Raw genomic sequence first — 16,221 nt, 5'->3', positions numbered from 1 at the left:
CATCCCGAACTCAGCAGTGAAACGATGCATCGCCGATGGTAGTGTGGGGTTTCCCCATGTGAGAGTAGGTCATCGTCAAGATTAAATTCCGAAACCCCAATTGCGAAAGCAGTTGGGGTTTTGTTTTGCCCGCAGGAAAGTTCGTACAGCATTCAAGGATGTCGTCCGGCTGTCATACCCTGTCGACAATGCTAAGGTTCTGCCCTGGCTTTTGTACTTCTCCAAGGAAACCCTTATGCCGGACGCCCAGTCCCTCAACGCTGCATTCATGGTGGTCCAGAGCAATAGTCTGGACGAACTGCGCAGCCTTGTGATCAGCATAATGCGGCGCTATCCACTGGCCCCGCTGGAAAACGAAATCGCTCTGGTGCAGAGCAACGGTATTGCGCAGTGGCTCAAACTGGCCTTGGCTGAAGATCCAGAGGACGACGACCTCGGAGGTTGCGGTATTGCTGCCGCGATAGATGTGCAACTGCCGGGCAGTTTCATGTGGCAGCTTTACCGCATGGTATTGGGTCGAGATGAAATTCCTCCCAAATCCCTGCTCGATAAGGCCCCGCTGACCTGGCGCCTTATGCGTCTGCTGCCACAGGTCATTGATCGCCCGCATTTCGAGCCGTTGCAACGCTTCCTTACCCATGACACCGACCTGCGCAAGCGCTATCAATTGTCCGAACGCTTGGCGGATCTGTTCGACCAATATCAGGTGTACCGGGCCGACTGGCTGGAAGACTGGGCCGAAGGCCGGCATCAATTGCGCACTGTCAGAGGTGAAGTAAAACCACTGCCCCCGACCAGTTGCTGGCAGGCAGAACTGTGGCGTGCGCTGCTGGATGACGTGGGTGAGCAAGGTATGGCGCAGAGTCGTGCCGGCGTTCATCAACGGTTTATTGAGCGCATCAACAACCTCAACGAAGCACCTGCGGGATTGCCTTCGCGAGTGATCGTTTTCGGGATTTCTTCGCTGCCAGCCCAAGTACTTGAAGCGCTGGCCGGGCTCGCGCGTTTCAGTCAGGTTCTGCTGTGTGTACACAACCCGTGCCGGCACCATTGGGCCGACATTGTCGCCGACAAGGATCTGCTGCGCCATCAATACAAACGGCAATCGCGCAAGACCGGAATGCCAGCAGTGCTGGATCCTGAAACACTGCATCAACACGCCCATCCACTATTGGCTGCGTGGGGCAAACAGGGCCGGGACTACATCAACCTGCTCGACAGTTATGACGATCCCAATAGCTATCGGGCAGCTTTTCGCGACGGCCGCATAGACCTGTTCAGCGAAACTCAGCCGCACAATCTGCTCAATCAACTCCAGGACGATATCCTGGAGTTGCGCCCACTCAACGAAACCCGTGAGCACTGGCCTGCTGTCGATCTGGCACAGGACGAGTCGATCCGCTTTCATATTGCCCACAGCGCACAACGTGAAGTCGAAATACTGCATGACCAGCTCCTGGCACGCTTCAGTGCCAACCCGGATCTGCGTCCGCGCGATGTGATCGTCATGGTGCCTGACGTCGATAGCTATGCCCCGCATATCCGCGCAGTATTTGGTCAGCTTGACCGGCATGATTCGCGGTTTATTCCCTTCACGTTGGCGGATCAGGGGCAACGTGGCCGTGATCCACTGCTGATCGCGGTCGAACACCTGCTCAAGCTTCCCGACAGTCGTTTCCCGGTCAGTGAAATTCTCGACCTGCTCGACGTTCCTGCACTCCGCGCTCGCTTTGGTGTAGAAGAGCGCGACCTGCCGACACTGCATCGCTGGATCGAAGGCGCGGGCGTGCGTTGGGGCATGAATGCCGAGCAGCGAGCGGGTCTGGGTTTACCCGACGAGCTTGAGCAAAACAGCTGGCATTTCGGTCTGCGTCGCATGCTTCTGGGCTACGCCGTCGGCAGTGCCAATGCATGCGAAGGGATTGAACCCTACGATGAGATCGGCGGACTCGACGCCGCACTGATCGGGCCGTTGGTGGCTCTGCTCGATGCGCTGGAACTGGCCCACCAGCAGCTCACCCAACCCGCTCAACCCAAGGAGTGGGGATACCGTTTGCAAGCGCTGATGCAACTGTTCTTCAAGGCCAGTAACGAGCATGACGACTACTTGTTGACCCAACTCGAAGAGCTGCGCGAAACCTGGCTGGAAACCTGTGAGGCTGTAGGTCTGGCGGATGAGCTACCACTGACCGTGGTTCGTGAAGCCTGGCTCGCCGGCCTGGACCAAGGGCGTTTGTCTCAGCGGTTTCTGGCCGGTGCCGTGAATTTTTGTACGCTGATGCCCATGCGCGCCATTCCATTCAAACTGGTCTGCCTGCTGGGGATGAACGACGGCGATTATCCCCGCGCGCAGCCGCCGCTGGACTTCGACCTCATGGGCAGCGACTACCGTCCGGGAGATCGCTCACGACGTGAAGATGACCGTTATCTTTTGCTTGAGGCGCTTTTGTCGGCGCGCAATCAGCTGTACATCAGCTGGGTGGGGCGCAGCATCCGCGACAACAGTGAACGACCGGCCTCCGTGTTGATTGGCCAACTGCGCGATCACCTCGCCAGCGGTTGGCGATTGCTCGACGAAAATCGCGATCTGTTGAGTGCCATGACGCAAGAGCACCCGCTGCAACCGTTCAGTGCGCGCTATTTTCATGAGGGCGACCAACTCTTCAGCTATGCCAGCGAATGGCAGGTTCTGCATCAACAGCATGAGCCTCAAAACGAAGCGCAGTTACTCACTCCTTATGTGCAAGAAGACCCGTTGAGCCTAGCGTTGTTGCAGGACTTTTTGCGCAACCCGGTCCGGCATTTTTTCACGCAACGCCTCAAGGTGTATTTCGAAGCGGCCGAAGCCCCCCTGGCCGATGAAGAACCCTTCGTGCTGGACGCATTGCAGCGTTACACGCTCAGCGACAGCCTGCTCGAAGCTGCTCTCAGGCAACCGGACAATGTCGAACAGGCGCTGACTGCCCAGGCACGACGTCTGCAAAACAGCGGTCTGTTGCCAATGGCCGGGTTTGGCGAGTGCCTGCAGCGAGAGCTGATCGAACCTCTGCCGGATCTACTGCAGCGTTATCAGCAACTGCTGACATTGTGGCCGACCCCGTTGAGCAGTGCCACGCCGGTCAACCTTGAATTGCAGGGCTTGCGACTCGAAGGCTGGCTCGCCGGTTTGCATCAGCGCGCCGATAGTGGCCTGTTGTCGGTCACGACCATTCCCAACAGCATTGGCTCGATCAAAAGCCGAAAATGGCATCGCCTGACCAAACCCTGGGTCAATCATCTGGTGGCCTGCGCCAGTGGACTTTCCCTGAGCACCGCATTGGTGGCCAGCGATGACACGCTGCTGCTTGAACCGATGGAGCCGGATCGAGCGGTACGTTTCCTCGGTGATTTGCTCCTCGCCTGGCAGGCCGGGATGCGTCAGCCACTGCCGATCGCGGTAAAAACTGCCTTCGCGTGGCTCGCTCAGAGCGACCCGCTGAAGGCCGAAGCGGCCGCGCGTAAAGCCTATGAAGGTGACGGGCAGACCAGCGAAGGCGAGCGCCGCGAGAGCCCGGCGTTGTCACGGCAATTTGCCGATTTTGAGGCATTGCTTGCCGATGAGACGTTCTCCGGTTGGTGTGACGCCTTGTATCGCCCGTTGTTTGAAGCGCCCTGGCGTTCGCTGTCCACCGAAGGGGCTCGCGCATGAGTACCAAGACACCCCTCGCACTGGCCTTTCCGTTACAGGGCAGCCAGTTGATCGAAGCCAGTGCCGGTACCGGTAAAACCTTTACCATTTCGGCTTTGTATCTGCGGCTTATCCTCGGGCATGGTGACGAGGCGAATGGATTCGGCCGAGAACTGTTGCCACCACAGATTCTGGTGGTGACCTTCACCGATGCCGCGACCAAGGAACTGCGTGAGCGCATACGCACGCGTCTGGCTGAGGCCGCTCGATTCTTTCGTGACGAAACGCCTGCGCCCGACGCGCTGATCGCCGAATTGCGTGATCAATTCGACTCCCCACAATGGCCCGGTTGCGCCAACCGCCTCGATGTCGCCGCGCAATGGATGGACGAGGCAGCTGTCTCGACGATCCACAGTTGGTGTCAGCGCATGCTGCGTGAGCATGCGTTCGACAGTGGCAGCTTGTTTACCCAATCTCTGGAAACTGACCACAGCGAGTTGCTCGGCGAAGTGCTGCGCGATTACTGGCGGCTGTTCTGTTACCCGATGCAGGGCGATGCCTTGAATTGGGTTCGCAGCAACTGGGGCGGGCCCGCAGCGTTGTTGCCTCGCGTGCGCGGCCTGTTCGCCAGTGAGCGCGACAGCGACGAGGGCAAAGCGCCTGCGGAGCTGATCGATGAATGTCTGCAAGAACGCCGTGCAGCGCTGATCGAGCTGAAAATGCCATGGCGTCAGTGGGCAGACGAATTGCTCGCCATCTGTCATCAAGGTGTTGCGAGCAAAACTGTCGACGGTCGCAAGATGCAGGCGCGTTACTTCGAACCGTGGTTCGAAAAGCTCAAGGCATGGGCCGAAGATGAGTCCCTGGAGCAACTGGATATCGGCACCGGTTTCACCCGACTGACTCCCGACGGGATGGCCGAAGCGTGGAAAGGCCAAGCTCCCAGTCACCCCGGCCTGGACGCGATGCCAAAGCTCAAGTCGAGCCTCGATGCATTGCCAACCCCTGATGCCGCAGTGTTGCAACATGCCGCCAAATGGGTAGGCGCGCGCTTTGAAGAAGAGAAGCGGCGTCGCGCCGAGATGGGCTTCGACGACATGTTGTTGCGCCTGGATGCCGCTCTGCAATCCGACGGAGGCGAACGTCTTGCGACGTTGATTCGCGAGCAGTTCCCGGTCGCGCTGATCGATGAGTTTCAGGACACCGACCCGGTGCAGTATCGAATCTTCGAAAGCATCTATCGCATCGAAGACAATAGTCCTGAAACCGGCCTGTTCCTGATTGGTGATCCGAAGCAGGCGATCTACGCTTTCCGCGGTGCAGACATCTATACCTACCTGCGTGCGCGTCAGGCCACCACTGGCCGGCTGCATACGCTGGGCACCAACTTCCGTTCCAGCCACGGCATGGTCAACGCGGTCAATCATGTTTTCGCACGCGCCGAGTCCCGAGAGCAGGGCCGCGGGGCGTTTTTGTTCCGCGAGAAAAACGGCGACAACCCGGTGCCGTTCCTCCCCGTCGAATCTCAAGGTCGCAAGGAACAGCTGCAAGTTGCCGGGCAAGCTGTCGCGGCGTTGAATGTCTGGCACTTGTCCACCGACCAGCCACTGTCGGGTGCGGTCTATCGTCAGCAGTTGGCGGCAGCGTGCGCCAGCGAAATCACCTCGCTGCTCAATGGTGGGCAAAACGCTAGCGCAGGGTTCATTCAGGACGGCAAAGACTTCAGAGGCCTGAGGCCGTCCGACATCGCGATTCTCGTGCGCGACGGCAAAGAAGCCCAGGCCGTGCGCGGAGAACTCGCCGCCCGTGGCGTTCGCAGCGTTTACCTGTCGGACAAGGATTCGGTATTCGCGGCACAAGAAGCCCACGACCTGTTGTCCTGGCTCAAGGCCTGTGCCGAGCCGGATATCGAACGCTCCCTGAAAGCCGCATTGGCCTGCATCACCCTGAACCTGCCATTGGCCGAACTGGAACGTCTGAACCAGGACGAACTGGTCTGGGAAACCCGGGTCATGCAGTTCCGTGGCTATCGCGAGCTATGGCGCAAGCAAGGCGTGCTGCCGATGTTGCGCCGCCTGCTGCACGACTTCCATCTGCCGCAAACCTTGATGACGCGCACCGATGGCGAGCGTGTCCTGACCAACCTTTTGCACCTGTCGGAATTGATGCAGCAAGCAGCAGCGGAGCTGGACGGTGAACAAGCGCTGATTCGCCATCTGGCTGAACTGCTGGCAGTGTCTGGCCAGGCCGGCGAAGAGCAGATTCTGCGTCTGGAAAGTGATGAGCAATTGGTCAAGGTCGTGACCATCCACAAGTCCAAAGGCCTGGAATATCCATTGGTGTTCTTGCCGTTCATTTGTTCGGCAAAACCCGTGGATGGCAGTCGCCTGCCACTGCATTACCACGATGCAGAGGGCAAGGCTCAAGTGAGTTTGAAACCAACTGCCGAGTTGGTAGCGCAAGCGGACGATGAGCGTCTGGCCGAAGACTTGCGCTTGCTCTACGTTGCGTTGACTCGCGCACAACATGCCTGCTGGTTGGGCGTGACGGATCTCAAACGGGGCAATAACAACAGTTCGGTGCTGCACCTCTCGGCGCTGGGTTATCTGCTTGGTGGCGGCGCATCGCTTGGCGAGTCCAGCGAACTGAAACGCTGGCTGCAAGACCTGCAACTAGACTGCCCGGCTATCCATATCAATGAAATGCCCCAACCTACCGACGAGCATTACCAGCCGCCACGCAATGACGCCGTGCTGAGTGCCACACTGTTGCCCAAGCGCAAGGCCAGCGAGAACTGGTGGATCGCCTCCTACAGCGCTCTGCGCATCAGCGACGTGTTGAGTGGCGGCAGCGATGAAGCACCGGACAGCCCACAAGCGCAAAAGCTGTTTGATGACGAACGCCTCGACCCCGATGCGCCGCGGGAAATCATTGCCGGCGGCGCCGATATCCACCGCTTTCCGCGCGGTCCCAATCCGGGAACATTTCTCCACGGTTTGCTGGAATGGGCGGGAGATGACGGCTTTGCCGTTTCCCGCGAGGCGCTGGAGGATGCGATTGCCCGACGCTGCAACCTTCGCGGTTGGGAGGGTTGGATCACCACCTTGAGTGACTGGTTGCAGCATTTGCTCAAATCGCCACTACCGATTGCCGGCGGGCAGCCACCGGTTGTACTCGAACAGCTGAAGCAATATCGGGTCGAAATGGAATTCTGGTTCGCCAGCCATAAAGTCGATGTACTCAAACTCGACGAACTGGTGCGTCAGCATACGCATCGGGGCGTGGCTCGCGTGGCAGCCGAACCGGTGCAACTCAATGGCATGTTCAAAGGCTTCATCGACCTGACCTTTGAACACGATGGCCGTTATTACGTGGCGGACTACAAATCCAACTGGCTCGGTGTGGATGATCAGGCCTACACGGAGCAGGCCATGGAACAGTCGATCCTCGACAACCGCTATGACTTGCAATACGTGTTGTACCTGCTGGCGTTGCATCGCCAGCTCAAGGCGCGGCTGCCTGATTACGATTACGACCGACATGTCGGCGGCGCGTTGTATCTGTTCCTGCGTGGCACGCGTGCTGACAGTCGTGGTGTGTATTTCGCCCGTCCCCCTCGTGAACTGATCGAGCGTCTCGACCGTATGTTTCAAGGAAAACCCGAACCCAAGTCCGAACCCGCCTGGGAACAGGGAGTCCTGCTATGAGCCGCACCTTTGCCGATCTGCTACCCATACCGCTCGCAGCCGACAGCCTGTCGAGGCTTTCGCCGCTGACCAGCGCCGATGACCTGTTGATATTGCTGACTCGTTGGGTCGAGCGTGGCTGGCTGCGTGCGCTGGACAAAGCGTTCGTCGCGTTCCTGCACGAACTTGAGCGCGACACGGATCCGCTGGTGCTGTTGGCTGCCGCCCTGACCAGCCATCAACTGGGCCACGGTCATGTCTGTCTTGATCTGTACGAAACCCTGAAAGCTCCTGACTTCGCGCTGTCACTGCCCCCCGAAGGCGACGTGCAAGGCGGTGTGCTGTTGCTGCCGTCGCAATTGCTTGAGGCGCTCGACGGTGCTCATTGGTGCAGGGTGCTGGCGGGCAGCTCCTTGGTCGCGCTGGCGGCGGATTCCAGCGATTTCGCACAGCAACGCCCGCTGGTATTGTCGGGCAAACGTCTGTATCTGCGACGCTACTGGACCTACGAGCGGCGCATTGATACGGCGTTGCGCCAGCGCCTGGAGCAAGTCGAACCAACACCGGACGATCTGCCGCAGCGCTTGAACGAACTGTTCGGATCAGCCAGAACCGGCGAGGTAATCGACTGGCAGAAACTCGCCTGCGCCCTTGCCACTCGCGGTGCCTTCAGCATCGTCACCGGCGGTCCGGGTACCGGCAAAACCACCACGGTGGTGCGTTTGCTGGCCCTGCTTCAAGCGCCCGCAGTCGCTACCGGTCATCCGCTGCGGATTCGTCTGGCGGCACCGACAGGCAAGGCCGCGGCGCGGTTGACCGAGTCCATCAGCCAGCAGGTGCAGTCGCTGAAAGTTACCGAAGAGGTGCGGGCGAAGATTCCTTGTGACGTCACCACCGTGCATCGCTTGCTGGGCAGCCGTCCCGGCACCCGCCATTTCCGCCACCACGCCGGCAATCGCTTGCCACTGGATGTGCTGGTGGTCGACGAAGCCTCGATGATCGACCTGGAAATGATGGCCAATCTGCTCGATGCCTTGCCACCCCATGCACGCCTGGTTCTGTTGGGCGACAAGGACCAACTGGCCTCTGTGGAGGCCGGCGCTGTACTGGGGGATTTGTGCCGTGACGCCGAGGGTGGCTGGTACAGCCCGCAGACCCGACAGTGGCTGGAGTCGGTCAGCGGTGAGTTGTTGCAGGGCAGCGGCTTGCATGAAGACGTCGATGGCGCCCACCCGCTGGCCCAGCAGGTGGTCATGCTGCGCCACTCCCGGCGCTTCGGCGAGGGCAGCGGGATCGGTCAGCTCGCGCGTCGGGTCAATCAACAGTTGCCGGATGAAGCGCGTCAGTTGCTCACCGCCGGACACCATGACGATGTGTATTCGTTGCCACTCAAGGGTGAACACGATCACAAGCTGGAGCGCCTGCTGCTGGAAGGGCACGGCGACGGCCCGCAGGGTTACCGCCATTATCTGAGTGTGCTGCGTGATCAGCGCCCACCCTCGGCTCGGCCCCTCGAACATCCGGACTGGGTCGTTTGGGCCCGCGAGGTCTTGCAAGCTTTCGACACTTTCCAGTTGCTGTGCGCCGTGCGCAAAGGGCCATGGGGTGTCGAAGGTCTGAATCAACGAATCACCGCCGCATTGCTCAAAGCACGTCTGATTGAAAACGATCAGCAATGGTACGAAGGCCGTCCGGTTCTGATGACTCGCAACGATTACGGTCTGGGCTTGATGAACGGCGACATCGGGATCGCCCTCAAGCTGCCCGAGCGCGAAGGGCCGGACGCGGGAAAACCGGTATTGCGCGTGGCGTTCCCGCGCAACGACGGGCAGGGTGGCGTGCGTTTTGTATTGCCAAGCCGCCTCAACGACGTCGAAACCGTCTACGCCATGACGGTGCACAAGTCTCAGGGCTCGGAGTTTGCCCACACCGCGCTGATCCTTCCCGATGCCTTGAACCCGGTGCTTACCAAAGAATTGATCTACACCGGCATCACCCGCGCAAAGCACTGGTTCACCCTGATCGAATCCCGCCCGGGGGTGTTCGAGGAGGCAGTGCAGCGCAAGGTCAAACGCCTGAGCGGGCTGATGCTGGAACTGGAAGAGGGTGCCGTGCCTCGGGGGTGAAAATCCAGACGATTGACGGCGATTACTGACCGACCGGTCAGAGGTCGCTGTCTCGCTGGCGTTCCAGTGCTGTGCTATCGTTGCGGCATCATTTCGCTACGATCCAAGAGAATCCCTGCATGAAGGTGTCTGTCTGGGCGACAGGGCGCGTAGTTGTCTGCAAGCACGCGTTGCTTGTCGGTCTGCTCTGGTTGTTGACGGGTGCGGCTGTCGCACAGTCGCAAGCGCCGACGGGCATGGCCGAACAACGGGCCAAATCTGTCACTCAGGTTGTTCTTGGCATTCTCAGCTACGCGCGCTGGCCGGTGGAACCGGCGCAATTGCGCTTGTGCATCGTCGGCCCCACCGAATACACCGATGATCTGGTCAAAGGCACCACTCAAGCCACCGGCCGGCCGGTCACCGTACGTCGCCTGCTGGCCGACAACCCGGCCATCATCAGCGAATGCGATGCGGTGTACATCGGCAAACTCACTACGGATGAACGCGCTCGCTTGTTCTCTTCACTGATCGGTCATCCGGTGCTGAGCATCAGCGAAGGCGGCGATCAATGCACGGTCGGCAGTCTGTTCTGTCTACGCATTGGCGATGAACAGGTGTCTTTCGAGGTCAACCTCGACTCCGTTGCCCGCAGCGGCGTGCGTATTCACCCAAGCGTGCTGCAATTGTCGCGTCGCAAACCGGCGGCGCCATGAAACTGTTCCGAGCGGAAAAACGCCCGACGTTGGGGTCGGTCATCGGCCGAGGGCATTTGATTGTTGCGCTGGTGGGCGTGGCGATGGCCAGTGTTTCGCTGACGTTGCTCGGCGTACTGGCTTTACGGGTGTACGCCGATCACAACCTGCACTTGATCGCCCGTTCGATCAGCTACACCGTGGAAGCTGCGGTGGTGTTCAACGACAAGACGGCCGCCAACGAATCGCTGGCGCTGATTGCTTCCGCCGAAGAGGTCGCTGATGCCCAGGTGCTGGACAGCCAGGGACAACTGCTCGCGCATTGGCAGCGACCGGAAAACGGCTTGTTCTCTGAGCTGGAAATGCAGATCACCCGCGCCGTCCTGGAGAAACCCATCAGCCTGCCGATCGAGCATCAGGACCGTGAAATCGGTCGCGTATTGCTCACGGGTCATGGCGGTAGCCTGATGCGCTTTCTGCTCAGTGGTCTGGCGGGGATCATCCTCTGTACCGCGATTAGCGCCTGGGTCGCGCTCTACCTGGCGCGGCGCCAGTTACGCGGCATCACCGGCCCCCTGCGCAGCCTGGCCGCCGTCGCCCACGCCGCACGCAGTGAACGCGCGCTGGACCGCCGTGTGCCGCCGGCGAAGATCGCCGAACTCGACAACCTCGGCAATGACTTCAACGCCTTGCTCGACGAACTGGAATCGTGGCAAACCCATCTGCAAAACGAAAATGAAACCCTCGCTCACCAAGCCAGTCACGACAGCCTGACCGGTTTGCCAAACCGCGCCTTTTTCGAAGGGCGGTTGATCCGCGCGTTGCGCAATGCCGGCAAACACGATGAGCGCGTGGCCGTGTTGTTTCTCGACAGTGACCGTTTCAAAGGCATCAACGACAACTTCGGCCACGCCGCCGGTGATGCGGTGTTGGTGGCCGTGGCCAACCGCGTCCGTGCGCAATTGCGTGAAGAGGATCTGGTGGCGCGACTGGGCGGTGACGAGTTCGCGGTTCTGCTCACGCCGCTGCACAAGGTCGAAGATGCCGAGCGAATTGCCGACAAGATCCTCGCCAGCATGGACATGCCCATCGCGTTGCCGGGCGACACCAGTGTGGTGACCTCGCTCAGTATCGGCATTGCGGTTTTTCCCGATCATGGTGCCACGCCGGGGGCCTTGCTCGATGCCGCCGATGCGGCGATGTATCAAGCCAAGCGCCTGTCGCGCGGCGCCCAATTCACGGCCGGGGCGGAGCACCCGGTCGATTCCGTGCAAACCAGGAGCTGACTCTCGTGTCCACACTGACCATTCGATCTTTTTACGCTGTGCTGTTGATGGCCGTACTGGCCCTGACCGGTTGCCAGACAGCGCCGCAAAAAGGCCTGACCCCGGCGCAAGTTGCGGTCCTCAAACAACAGGGCTTTGAATTGACTGACGAGGGCTGGGAGTTTGGCCTGTCCGGCAAAGTGCTGTTTGGCAGCGACGTCGAAAGCCTGAACACGCAAAGCACCGAGATCGTTGAACGCATCGGCAAGGCATTGCTGGGCGTCGGTATCGAGCGCGTGCGCGTCGATGGTCACACCGATGCATCGGGCAAGGAAACCTACAACCAGCAACTGTCCCTGCGCCGTGCGAAAAGTGTCGCCAACGTCCTGCGCACAGTCGGCATGAAGGACGAGAACATCCAGCTGCAGGGCCTGGGCAGCAAAGAGCCGGTGGCGTCCAACGATACGGCAGCGGGTCGCACGGAAAACCGCCGGGTCTCGATTGTGGTCAGCGCCGACTAATCGGCGAACTGCATGTCGCGGGTTTGCCCCATCAGCAGGCCCTGATTACGCTCGGTCACCTCGCGGATGTAATCCCACAACAGGGTGATCCGCTTGAGCTTGCGCAGGTCCTCCCGGCAGTACATCCAGAACTGCCGGGTGATGTCGATGTCCTCCGGCAACACCGGCAGCAGGCGCGGGTCCTGCGCGGCGAGGAAGCACGGCAGAATCGCCAGAGAACGCCCCTGCTGTGCGGCGACGAACTGCGCAATCACGCTGGTGCTGCGCAAATGCGCACTGGCGCCTGGCAGCACGTTCGCCAGGTACAGCAGCTCCGAGCTGAACGCCAGGTCATCCACATAACTGATGAATTGATGCTTGCCCAAGTCTGCCGGGCGGCGGATCGGTGGGTGTTGGTCCAGATAGTCCTGGGTTGCGTAGAGCTGCAAACGGTAGTCGCATAATTTGCAGCAGACGTACGGTCCATGCTCCGGGCGTTCCAGAGCAATGACGATATCGGCCTCGCGCTTGGACAGGCTGATGAAGTGCGGCAGCGGCAGGATGTCCACCGAGATCGCCGGGTAAGCATCGACGAAATGGCTCAGCTGCGGGGTGATGAAAAAACTGCCGAAACCTTCGGTGCAGCCCATGCGCACATGCCCGGACAGCGCCACGCCGGAGCCGGAGACCTGCTCGCAGGCCATGTGCAAGGTGCTTTCGATCGACTCGGCATAACCGAGCAAACGCTGGCCTTCGGTGGTCAGGACGAAGCCGCTGGTCCGCGACTTCTCGAACAGCAAAGTGCCCAATGCCGCTTCCAGCGAACTGATCCGCCGCGACACCGTGGTGTAGTCGACAGCCAGCCGTTTGGCGGCGGTACTGGCCTTGCGGGTGCGGGCGACTTCGAGGAAAAACTTGAGGTCGTCCCAGTTCAGCGAGCCTAGAGAGGTGATGTTTTTTTGCATGATGGACGGGCTTATATGTGCGTTCTTATTAGAAGTTTGCACATCTATACTCCAAAAACAGTCCGACAACCAATTCGTGACACACGCCTCATTTCAAGGCGAACCTTTCGCCTTGGCTCCTACGATAAAAACAAGTTCTGGAGACCAGCATGAACGCATCGCTTACGCCCAACGACACCACGCTGCAGAAGGTCAAACTGCTGATCGACGGCGAGTGGGTCGAGTCGCAGACCACCGAATGGCACGACATCGTCAACCCGGCCACCCAACAGGTGCTGGCCAAAGTGCCGTTTGCCACCGCCGCTGAAGTCGATGCCGCCGTCAGCGCCGCCCAGCGCGCTTTCCAGACTTGGAAACTGACTCCGATCGGTGCGCGCATGCGCATCATGCTCAAGCTGCAAGCGCTGATCCGCGAGCACTCCAAACGTATTGCCGTCGTCCTGAGTGCCGAGCAGGGCAAAACCATTGCCGACGCCGAGGGCGATATTTTCCGTGGCCTGGAAGTGGTCGAGCACGCGTGCTCTATCGGCACGCTGCAAATGGGCGAGTTTGCCGAAAACGTCGCGGGTGGCGTTGATACTTACACCCTGCGCCAGCCGATCGGCGTGTGCGCCGGCATCACGCCGTTCAACTTCCCGGCGATGATTCCGCTGTGGATGTTCCCGATGGCCATCGCCTGCGGCAACACCTTTGTCTTGAAGCCTTCGGAGCAGGATCCGCTGTCGACCATGCTGTTGGTCGAGCTGGCAATCGAGGCCGGTGTACCGGCGGGCGTGTTGAACGTGGTTCACGGCGGTAAAGATGTGGTCGATGGCCTGTGCACGCACAAGGACATTAAAGCCGTGTCCTTCGTCGGTTCGACGGCCGTCGGCACCCACGTTTATGACCTGGCTGGCAAGCACGGCAAACGCGTGCAATCGATGATGGGCGCGAAGAACCACGCCGTGGTGCTGGCCGATGCCAATCGCGAGCAAGCGCTGAATGCGCTGGTCGGCGCCGGTTTCGGTGCCGCCGGGCAACGTTGCATGGCCACCTCGGTGGTGGTGCTGGTCGGCGCGGCGAAACAATGGCTGCCAGATTTGAAAGCGCTGGCGCAGAAACTCACCGTCAACGCCGGTAATGAGCCGGGCACCGATGTCGGCCCGGTGATCTCGAAGAAAGCCAAGGCGCGAATTCTCGACCTGATCGAAAGCGGCATCAAGGAAGGCGCCAAGCTTGAACTGGACGGCCGCGACATCAAGGTGCCGGGCTACGAGCAAGGCAACTTTGTCGGCCCGACCCTGTTCTCGGGCGTGACCACCGACATGCAGATCTACACCCAGGAAATCTTCGGCCCGGTACTGGTGGTGCTGGAAGTCGACACCCTTGATCAGGCGATTGCGCTGGTCAACGCCAACCCGTTCGGCAATGGCACTGGCCTGTTCACCCAGAGCGGTGCGGCGGCGCGTAAATTCCAGACGGAAATCGACGTCGGCCAGGTCGGCATCAACATTCCGATTCCAGTGCCGGTGCCATTCTTCAGCTTCACCGGTTCGCGCGGTTCGAAACTCGGCGACCTCGGCCCGTACGGCAAGCAAGTGGTGCAGTTCTACACGCAGACCAAAACGGTCACGGCGCGCTGGTTCGATGACGACAGCGTCAACGACGGCGTGAATACCACCATCAACCTGCGCTGAGGAATCGATCATGAAAGTCGCATTTATCGGTCTGGGCAACATGGGCGCGCCAATGGCGCGCAACCTGATCAAGGCCGGCCACTCGCTGAGTCTGGTCGACCTGAACAAAACCGTGCTGGCGGAACTGGAGCAACTGGGCGGCAGCATTCGTGCTTCGGCCCGTGAAGCTGCTGAAGATGCCGAACTGGTGATCACCATGCTGCCGGCGGCGGTGCATGTGCGCAGTGTCTGGCTCGGTGAGGACGGTGTGCTGGCTGGCATTCGCCAAGGTGTGCCAGCGGTGGATTGCAGCACCATCGATCCGCAGACCGCTCGCGATGTAGCGGCCGCTGCCGCGAAACAAGGCGTGGCCATGGCCGACGCGCCGGTGTCCGGTGGCACGGGCGGTGCCACTGCCGGCACGTTGACCTTCATGGTCGGTGCCACCCCGCAACTGTTCGCCACCCTGCAACCGGTGCTGGCGCAAATGGGCCGCAACATTGTGCATTGCGGCGAAGTCGGCACCGGGCAGATCGCCAAGATCTGCAACAACCTGCTGCTGGCGATTTCGATGGTCGGCGTCAGCGAGGCGATGGCGCTGGGCGATGCGTTGGGCATCGACACCTCGGTGCTGGCCGGAATCATCAACAGCTCGACCGGGCGTTGCTGGAGTTCGGAGATGTACAACCCGTGGCCGGGCATCGTCGAAACGGCGCCGGCCTCGCGTGGTTATACCGGTGGGTTCGGTGCGGAACTGATGCTCAAGGATCTGGGGCTGGCGACCGAAGCGGCGCGTCAGGCGCACCAACCGGTGGTGCTCGGCGCGGTGGCGCAGCAGTTGTATCAGGCGATGAGCCAGCGCGGTGACGGCGGGAAAGACTTCTCGGCGATCATCAACAGCTATCGCAAGCCTGCAATTGAAGGGCAGCGCTGAACAAACTGTGGGAGCGAGCCTGCTCGCGATGACGGCGGTTGCTTCAACAAGGAAGTGACTGACGGTCCGCTTTCGCGAGCAGGGGAATTGCGTATATCAGAAATTGTTTGCCGGGAAATCACGTCGGGTGATCTCCCGGCTTTTTTGCATCAGGCAAACACGAAATATTTACGCACGGTCTCGACCACTTCCCACGTGCCTTTCATCCCCGGCTCAACCACGAAAATATCGCCAGCACGCAGGTGGATCGGCGCCATGCCGTCCGGAGTAATCACGCAGTAGCCTTCCTGGAAATGGCAGTACTCCCACTTCACATAATCGACGCGCCATTTGCCCGGGGTGCAGATCCACGTACCCATGATCTTGCTGCCGTCTTCGCTGGTGTAGGCGTTGAGGTTAACGGTGTGCGGGTCGCCTTCGAGTTTTTCCCATTTGCAGGCATCGAGTACCGGCAGCGGATGAGTGTCGCGTAGAACGGTAATAGGGGCGGTCATGTGTCGGCTCCAGACAAGGCGATCAAACGGAAGCTGCACCCTATAGCGCCGTGCTTCTGCCCAGATGTCTGTGCTCGACATGCAGATATCCATAAACGCTGCCAGGTTTACGGATGGAGACGTAAACCTTCCAGCAAAATCAATTAACGGCAGTATTGATCTAAAACAAAGGCTATGAAGTTATAACTATTTTACTTGTCTGGTTTTTACTTTTAGTACGTCTGTTCCGTTGCGTCCTTAGTTGCTTTCGATAGT

General features: G+C 60.0%; 10 protein-coding genes. 8 read left to right on the top strand and 2 right to left on the bottom strand.

Annotation, left to right across the window (positions count from 1 at the left end; genetic code table 11):
- The first annotated feature begins 235 nt into the window (after window positions 1–235).
- The 6 genes from recC to CKW26_RS28590 all read left to right on the top strand — a co-directional run bounded on the left by recC (window position 236) and on the right by CKW26_RS28590 (window position 11,939).
- On the top strand, window positions 236–3,688 hold the full coding sequence (recC, locus tag CKW26_RS28615) for an exodeoxyribonuclease V subunit gamma (RefSeq protein WP_095051051.1): 3,453 nt from the start codon (window positions 236–238) through the stop codon (window positions 3,686–3,688).
- A complete protein-coding gene (recB, locus tag CKW26_RS28610) occupies window positions 3,685–7,374 on the top strand; it encodes an exodeoxyribonuclease V subunit beta (protein WP_095051050.1) in 3,690 nt (1,229 codons plus the stop codon). Before recC ends, recB begins: the two co-directional genes overlap by 4 nt.
- On the top strand, window positions 7,371–9,479 hold the full coding sequence (recD, locus tag CKW26_RS28605; protein WP_095051049.1) for an exodeoxyribonuclease V subunit alpha: 2,109 nt from the start codon (window positions 7,371–7,373) through the stop codon (window positions 9,477–9,479). Before recB ends, recD begins: the two co-directional genes overlap by 4 nt.
- Window positions 9,480–9,598: 119 nt before the next feature.
- On the top strand, window positions 9,599–10,174 hold the full coding sequence (locus tag CKW26_RS28600) for a YfiR family protein (RefSeq protein ID WP_095051048.1): 576 nt from the start codon (window positions 9,599–9,601) through the stop codon (window positions 10,172–10,174).
- A complete protein-coding gene (locus tag CKW26_RS28595) occupies window positions 10,171–11,439 on the top strand; it encodes a diguanylate cyclase domain-containing protein (protein WP_095051047.1) in 1,269 nt (422 codons plus the stop codon). The genes CKW26_RS28600 and CKW26_RS28595 overlap by 4 nt, the downstream gene beginning before the upstream one ends.
- Window positions 11,440–11,486: 47 nt before the next feature.
- Window positions 11,487–11,939 (top strand): OmpA family protein, encoded by a 453-nt coding sequence (locus tag CKW26_RS28590; protein ID WP_095051054.1) that lies wholly within the window; start codon window positions 11,487–11,489, stop codon window positions 11,937–11,939.
- Here CKW26_RS28590 and CKW26_RS28585 read toward each other — a convergent pair.
- The gene (locus tag CKW26_RS28585; RefSeq protein WP_095051046.1) at window positions 11,936–12,883 is read right to left on the bottom strand and encodes a LysR family transcriptional regulator; all 948 of its coding nucleotides are present in this window, start codon (window positions 12,881–12,883) and stop codon (window positions 11,936–11,938) included. The two genes, CKW26_RS28590 and CKW26_RS28585, sit on opposite strands and share 4 nt — an antisense overlap.
- A gap of 149 nt (window positions 12,884–13,032) precedes the next feature.
- Here CKW26_RS28585 and CKW26_RS28580 point away from each other — a divergent pair, with 149 nt between their 5' ends.
- Window positions 13,033–14,559 carry a CoA-acylating methylmalonate-semialdehyde dehydrogenase gene (locus CKW26_RS28580; protein WP_095051045.1) on the top strand — a complete coding sequence of 509 codons (1,527 nt, stop codon included), beginning with the start codon at window positions 13,033–13,035 and terminating at the stop codon, window positions 14,557–14,559.
- 10 nt (window positions 14,560–14,569) lie between these two features.
- Window positions 14,570–15,472: a 3-hydroxyisobutyrate dehydrogenase gene (gene mmsB / locus CKW26_RS28575; protein ID WP_095051044.1), complete on the top strand. Its 903-nt coding sequence runs from the start codon at window positions 14,570–14,572 to the stop codon at window positions 15,470–15,472.
- 149 nt (window positions 15,473–15,621) lie between these two features.
- Here mmsB and CKW26_RS28570 read toward each other — a convergent pair whose 3' ends face one another.
- Window positions 15,622–15,966, bottom strand: a complete 345-nt coding sequence (locus CKW26_RS28570; protein ID WP_003177747.1) for a cupin domain-containing protein — start codon at window positions 15,964–15,966, stop codon at window positions 15,622–15,624.
- Window positions 15,967–16,221 lie beyond the last annotated feature (255 nt).

Source organism: Pseudomonas sp. Irchel s3h9 (genome assembly GCF_900187475.1).
Lineage (GTDB): Bacteria > Pseudomonadota > Gammaproteobacteria > Pseudomonadales > Pseudomonadaceae > Aquipseudomonas > Aquipseudomonas neuropathica.
This window is presented reverse-complemented; position numbering and strand designations above follow the sequence as displayed.

Excerpts from the sequence above, each read along its gene's own strand:
- recC (WP_095051051.1), top strand. The coding sequence starts at position 236 with ATGCCGGACGCCCAGTCCCTCAACGCTGCATTCATGGTGGTCCAGAGC.
- recB (WP_095051050.1), top strand. The coding sequence starts at position 3,685 with ATGAGTACCAAGACACCCCTCGCACTGGCCTTTCCGTTACAGGGCAGC.
- recD (WP_095051049.1), top strand. The coding sequence starts at position 7,371 with ATGAGCCGCACCTTTGCCGATCTGCTACCCATACCGCTCGCAGCCGAC.
- CKW26_RS28600 (WP_095051048.1), top strand. The coding sequence starts at position 9,599 with ATGAAGGTGTCTGTCTGGGCGACAGGGCGCGTAGTTGTCTGCAAGCAC.
- CKW26_RS28595 (WP_095051047.1), top strand. The coding sequence starts at position 10,171 with ATGAAACTGTTCCGAGCGGAAAAACGCCCGACGTTGGGGTCGGTCATC.
- CKW26_RS28590 (WP_095051054.1), top strand. The coding sequence starts at position 11,487 with ATGGCCGTACTGGCCCTGACCGGTTGCCAGACAGCGCCGCAAAAAGGC.
- CKW26_RS28585 (WP_095051046.1), bottom strand. The coding sequence starts at position 12,883 with ATGCAAAAAAACATCACCTCTCTAGGCTCGCTGAACTGGGACGACCTC.
- CKW26_RS28580 (WP_095051045.1), top strand. The coding sequence starts at position 13,033 with ATGAACGCATCGCTTACGCCCAACGACACCACGCTGCAGAAGGTCAAA.
- mmsB (WP_095051044.1), top strand. The coding sequence starts at position 14,570 with ATGAAAGTCGCATTTATCGGTCTGGGCAACATGGGCGCGCCAATGGCG.
- CKW26_RS28570 (WP_003177747.1), bottom strand. The coding sequence starts at position 15,966 with ATGACCGCCCCTATTACCGTTCTACGCGACACTCATCCGCTGCCGGTA.